At 46.2% G+C, this 5022-nt stretch carries 5 protein-coding genes and 1 tRNA gene; all 6 read right to left on the bottom strand.

The features are described from left to right. Nucleotides 1–141 precede the first annotated feature (141 nt). Complete coding sequence (locus tag B3W37_RS10590) at nt 142–711, bottom strand: 4Fe-4S dicluster domain-containing protein (RefSeq protein WP_483175713.1); 570 nt, start codon at nt 709–711, stop codon at nt 142–144. 330 nt (nt 712–1041) lie between these two features. Continuing rightward, nucleotides 1042–1842 (bottom strand): NAD(+)/NADH kinase, encoded by an 801-nt coding sequence (locus tag B3W37_RS10585; protein ID WP_483175712.1) that lies wholly within the window; start codon nt 1840–1842, stop codon nt 1042–1044. An 888-nt stretch (nt 1843–2730) separates the two neighbouring features. Then, nucleotides 2731–2828 (bottom strand) — tRNA-Sec (locus tag B3W37_RS10580). Nucleotides 2829–3058: 230 nt separating this feature from the next. Beyond that, entirely contained in the window at nt 3059–3721 is a 663-nt protein-coding gene (locus tag B3W37_RS10575) for a CBS and ACT domain-containing protein (protein ID WP_483169544.1), read from the bottom strand. A 35-nt stretch (nt 3722–3756) separates the two neighbouring features. Further along, nucleotides 3757–4461, bottom strand: a complete 705-nt coding sequence (locus tag B3W37_RS10570) for an ABC transporter ATP-binding protein (RefSeq protein ID WP_481041916.1) — start codon at nt 4459–4461, stop codon at nt 3757–3759. Continuing rightward, nucleotides 4461–5022, bottom strand: a 562-nt coding sequence (locus tag B3W37_RS10565; protein WP_483175710.1) for an ABC transporter ATP-binding protein, incomplete at its 5' end; no start/stop codon positions are given. The genes B3W37_RS10565 and B3W37_RS10570, both read right to left, overlap by 1 nt.

The following is a 5022-nucleotide window of genomic DNA, read 5'->3' as shown; positions in this document are numbered from 1 at the left end:
GCCGAGGTGGCCCCGCAGCAGTTCCAATCTTTTAGTTCCTGGAGTTTGATGCCGAACATTTCCGCGGTTTTTAGGGTTGAAAGCTTGTATTCAACCCCGCTGCCGGCGCCGGAGCAACCGGGGTAATAACCGATTTCCATGCTATTCACCCCCCATTTTTTCGACCCGGTCAAAGATGGCTTTTATTTCCTGGCTGCCTTTGATTTTATGGGGCATAATCTCTATTTTGCCGCGCTTCATCATGGGCAGTCCCAGTTCCATGTCTTTAAACAGCTGTCCGGTCTTTAGGTTATGATAAAGAAGGATCCCGGCCTCAAAGGAGCGCCCGAAATGCTTGACCCCTCCCAGGAATCCTTCATTGAACGCCGCCACTTTTTTGTCGGTAACTTTTCCTTTCAGCAGGGCCTGTCGCCGCAAGGCGTCCATTAAGGAAGCGATATCCACATTGCGGGGGCATCGGGCTGAACAGGTCTCGCATGAAGCACAGATCCATATGCTGTCAGCCTGTAAGGCCTCCTCAACCAGGTCCAGCTGCAAGAGCCGGATGATCTGCCGGGGCGGATAGTCCATGGCGAAAGCCACCGGACAGCCTGCCGAACATTTCCCGCATTGATAACACGACTTCACGCTGGTATGGGCTTCGTGCTCTATCCCTGCCAATACTGCTTCATGCACTTCAACAAGTGGACTTATTTGTGTCATATCTTGCATAGGCCATGCTCCTTTTTTTGTGCTATATGCAAAAACACCGGATTCAAAACCCAAGTGAATCGGTGAATAGCTTAATGAATTAAACCTTTGATAATTCAGATCATAGGCAATGGATTGAGTCGACCATCTTAACCAAATGCTGCTCGTTCCCAACCACTATCAGGACATAATCACTAGTTTGTCTATGCTTCGTTCTTTAACCTGAACATCGTAATTCGTGTAACCACTTTGTTAAACAATTCTACAAACAGGAAACGTTGTTGCTGTTTTATCAGTAGAGTCGGGCAATCAGCAGTTCATCGCGAAATAGCAAGTTCCCAACGAAAATACTCACGCTTTACTGCGTAGAAGATTAAAGTATCTATCTGGATTTAGAGAAACAAATCTTGCCTTAATATCTGCCCTCTCTATGGTTATGGAGTCACCTTGATTTATTTTTGTTGATTCTATCCCGTCGACAAATACCGTTAATGGCCGTCTATCCAAACTGATTACTTCTAAATTGTGATCCAGGTCGAATAGCATCGTTCTTAATGATGTCTTTCGCGGGCATATGGAGTTAACTATTATGCAATCTATTTTAGGGTCAACAATGGCTCCCCCAGCTGACAGAGCATAGCCAGTAGATCCGGTAGAAGTAGAAATAATTAATCCATCGCCTTCACAAGTGCATAATTCTTTTTCATCGACTTTTAAAACCTGACGAGATACATGAAGATCAGTCGTTCTTATTACAGCATCATTTAATGCATAGTAAGACAGGTCTTTATAGCCCTCTTTTCTTGTTATTGACACCCTGAGGACAGATCTCTCATCCAATTTATAATTCCCGTCAATTATTAAATCCCAGTAATTGATTATTTCCTCGGGTTCTAGAGAACTTAGGAACCCAACCGTTCCGAAATTTATACATAAGAAAGGAATTTGTAAATGACCATAATTCTGGAAGGCCCTTAGCATCGTCCCATCGCCACCAAGGACTAATATTAAATCTGTTGTATCGAAGTTTTTAACGCAATCTCTTTCGTACCAGGTTGAAATGCCCTTAGTTGTGAGGCTTGTCCCCAGGTGTAAGGTTAGAATTCCGGCCTCAAAATTATCGCCTTTTGTGATAATGCCCATATTCCTCATTGCTTGTACTCCCGAGTTGATCTCCACCACTTATTATGCAAATACTTTGCCATATTCCAGGTAGGCTTTTTTAAGCGATGGCCTTCAAGTCTTTTTAATAACTTAAAACCTTACTATAACCCCCCAACCAATGGCCAAAAATGATGATTTAACAAAAAAATGCTGCTACTGTTTGCCTCAAAAGACCAATGCTAAAGATTGATGTGCAGGAACAACCCTCATCATCATTAACTTCTGAGGAAAACTTTAGCATTAACTTTTGGCAGGCATCTTCATCCAGTTGAATTACTTGTACGAGACGGCAAAGGATTTTTCTTTTGTACGAAAGATCTTTCAGCACATCAAAATTGGTGATTATCGGGAAATGACAACTGCTGGTTTCGCATTTTAATACATCGTAGGGCATGGTAATATGTCTCAAAATGATACACCATATGCTTCGTTCCATCGGAACAGGTCCGAGAAGGATATGCGAGGAGTAAGATAGGATCTACTGTAAAAACAGGGGGTCCTGATCATTCCGAATATTAGGCCAATCTCAGGCCGCTATGATGCAGAGGATTGTCATTCGGGTGAGAGAGTCAAGAAATGCTGGAGAAGCACTTTATTGGGTATTGGTTAACCACAGTTTAATAATGATTACTTACATTTTTGCCATGAAAAAAGCCCTCCTTATTTCTGAGGGCAATTAGTCCAGTCGATATAATTTGATCCAGTCCTCCTGATATGGATTTTTTGCTAGACTGGACTCACAGTTTGATGGACTCATGAATCAGAGTGGCGAAAAAGTGGAGAATTAGTTTGCAGAAACATACATTTTAGAACACTTGTTTGCATAATTGGGTACTTGTGAAAACATATCGTAAAGCCTTTAAAGCCTTAAATATCTGGCGGAAGCGTGTGAGAATCGAACTCACCCGCGACGGGATCGCCGCCGCACAACTGGATTTGAAGTCCAGGCGGCCCACCAGGACCGATCCGCTTCCGTGCATGGATAGAGAGAGAACCACTATCGCTTCTCCACATGATATATTAACATAAACGCGGGCAAATATCCTCGTTTTTTGTCTGGTATTTGATGTAATACCGCAGAAAGTCTCCCGCACTTAAACTAAGCATCCCCCTATATGTAAAAATTTACACAGCAAGGTCTGCGCTTGATATACGCAGACCATTGGTTCAGGCTATATGACTGTCAAGGTCAATTGGGCCACGATTACCGTTCGGTATCCTCCACCACCAGCACTGAATCAACCTGATAACCGTGTGATTTGAGTTCTTCGGCCAGTGCTGCAGTATCCAGTTCTTCAATACGGATGATGATCTTGTAGAGATTCTTTTTCTCGTCATAATACGCCACCGCATTGAGGATATTAATGCCCATCTTGGAAATGATACCGGTGATCTCGGCCAGCCTGCCCTGTCCGTCAGGCACGTATAAATCCAGGCGGCTGTGGGCCTGGTAAACCCCGAGAATGTCAATTAAAGCGTCAAATATGTTGGTTTCGGTCACAATCCCTACCAGACGTCCGTCATCAACCACCGGGAGGCCGCTGACATTGTTGGCGCGCATGACCTTGGCAGCAGTCTCAATATAGTTTTCGCTGCCAATAGTAATAACCTGCTGTTTCTTGGGGACGATGTCTTTGAGTTTGGTTTTGCCCAGCAAATAGTTTATCTCGTGAATGCTCAGTGATGTCACTGCGGAAGGCGCCGCCCGGTTCAAGTCACTCAAGGTAACGATCCCTACCAACTTGGTCTTATCCATGATAGGGATGCGGCGTATGCTGTTCTCCTCCATCATGTGCAAGGCTTCCATCAAACTGGTATCCATGGTTGCGGTTTTGACATCGGTGCTCATTCTGTCTTTTACTTTCATCTGATTCCCTCCCTCTGCAGGGTGCCTCTTGGGGCTTATCCGCCCAGGTAGGCTTTTTTCACTGCTTCGCTGTTCATCAGCTCTTTGGCGCTTCCGGAAAGCACAATCTCGCCGGTTTCTATGACATAGGCCTGATGGGCGATGGACAAGGCCATATGAGCATTCTGCTCCACCAGGAGAATGGTGGTCCCGCGGCTGTTGATCTCTTTGATAATCTCGAAGATCTCCTTAACCAGCAAAGGCGCCAGTCCCATAGAGGGTTCATCCATGAGCATCAGTTCCGGTCTGGCCATTAAAGCCCGGCCAATGGCCAGCATCTGTTGCTCTCCTCCGCTCAAGGTTCCGGCCAGCTGTTTTTTCCTCTCCAGCAAGCGGGGGAAACGGGTAAAGACCTCCTCCATATCACTGGCAATGGCTTTTTTATCCCGGCGCAGGTAGGCCCCGGTTTCCAGGTTTTCCAGAACACTCATGGTGGAAAAGACCCGGCGGCCTTCCGGAACCTGGGATATCCCCAGGGCCACTATTTTTTCGGGCGCCAGGCGGGTGATATCATGGTTCTTAAAGGTGATAGCCCCGCTTTTGCTGCGCAATAAACCGGAAATGGTTTTTAAGGTAGTGGTTTTGCCGGCGCCATTGGCACCGATCAAGGTCACTATGCTGCCTTGTTCCACATCCAGGCTGAGGTTCTTTAAAGCGTGAATGGCGCCATAATACACATCGATTCCCTGTATGTTGAGCATTAGCTTACCTCCTCGCCCAGATAGGCTTCAATGACGCGCGGGTTGTTTTTAATCTCGTCGGGAATCCCCTGAGCAATAATCTGCCCGTAATCCAGGACATAGATTCGCTCACAAACCCCCATCACCAGAGACATATCATGTTCTATCAAAAGTATGGTTAGTTCAAATTCCTCTCTGATCCAGCGGATCAATTCCATCAGGTTCTGAGTTTCCTGCGGGTTCATGCCTGCAGCCGGTTCATCCAGTATGAGCAGCCGCGGCCGTGTGGCCAGAGCCCGGGCGATCTCCAGGCGGCGCTGCTCACCGTAAGGCAAACTGGAGGCTATTTCCGACTGTTTTTCCTCCAGCCCGAAAATTCTTAAATAGCGCCGGGCTTCTTCCTCTATGCTGGCTTCGCCTCGGAAAAAAGCCGGTAAACGCAATATGGCGGCATAAAGCTGATAAGGCACATCTTTATGCAGTGCGATTTTCACATTATCCAGAACCGACAATTGCTTGAATAAACGAATGTTCTGGAAGGTTCTGGCAACCCCCCGCTGGCAGATCTTATACGGCAGGAGT

The organism is Syntrophomonas sp. UBA5494 (assembly GCF_002426325.1).
Note: the sequence above shows the minus strand (reverse complement) of the source record. Positions and strands in the feature narration are given on the sequence as shown.

Bases quoted from the DNA above. Each gene is read 5' to 3' on its own strand.
- B3W37_RS10575 (WP_483169544.1), bottom strand. From the start codon at position 3,721: ATGAAAGTAAAAGACAGAATGAGCACCGATGTCAAAACCGCAACCATG.
- B3W37_RS10585 (WP_483175712.1), bottom strand. From the start codon at position 1,842: ATGAGGAATATGGGCATTATCACAAAAGGCGATAATTTTGAGGCCGGA.
- B3W37_RS10590 (WP_483175713.1), bottom strand. From the start codon at position 711: ATGCAAGATATGACACAAATAAGTCCACTTGTTGAAGTGCATGAAGCA.
- B3W37_RS10570 (WP_481041916.1), bottom strand. From the start codon at position 4,461: ATGCTCAACATACAGGGAATCGATGTGTATTATGGCGCCATTCACGCT.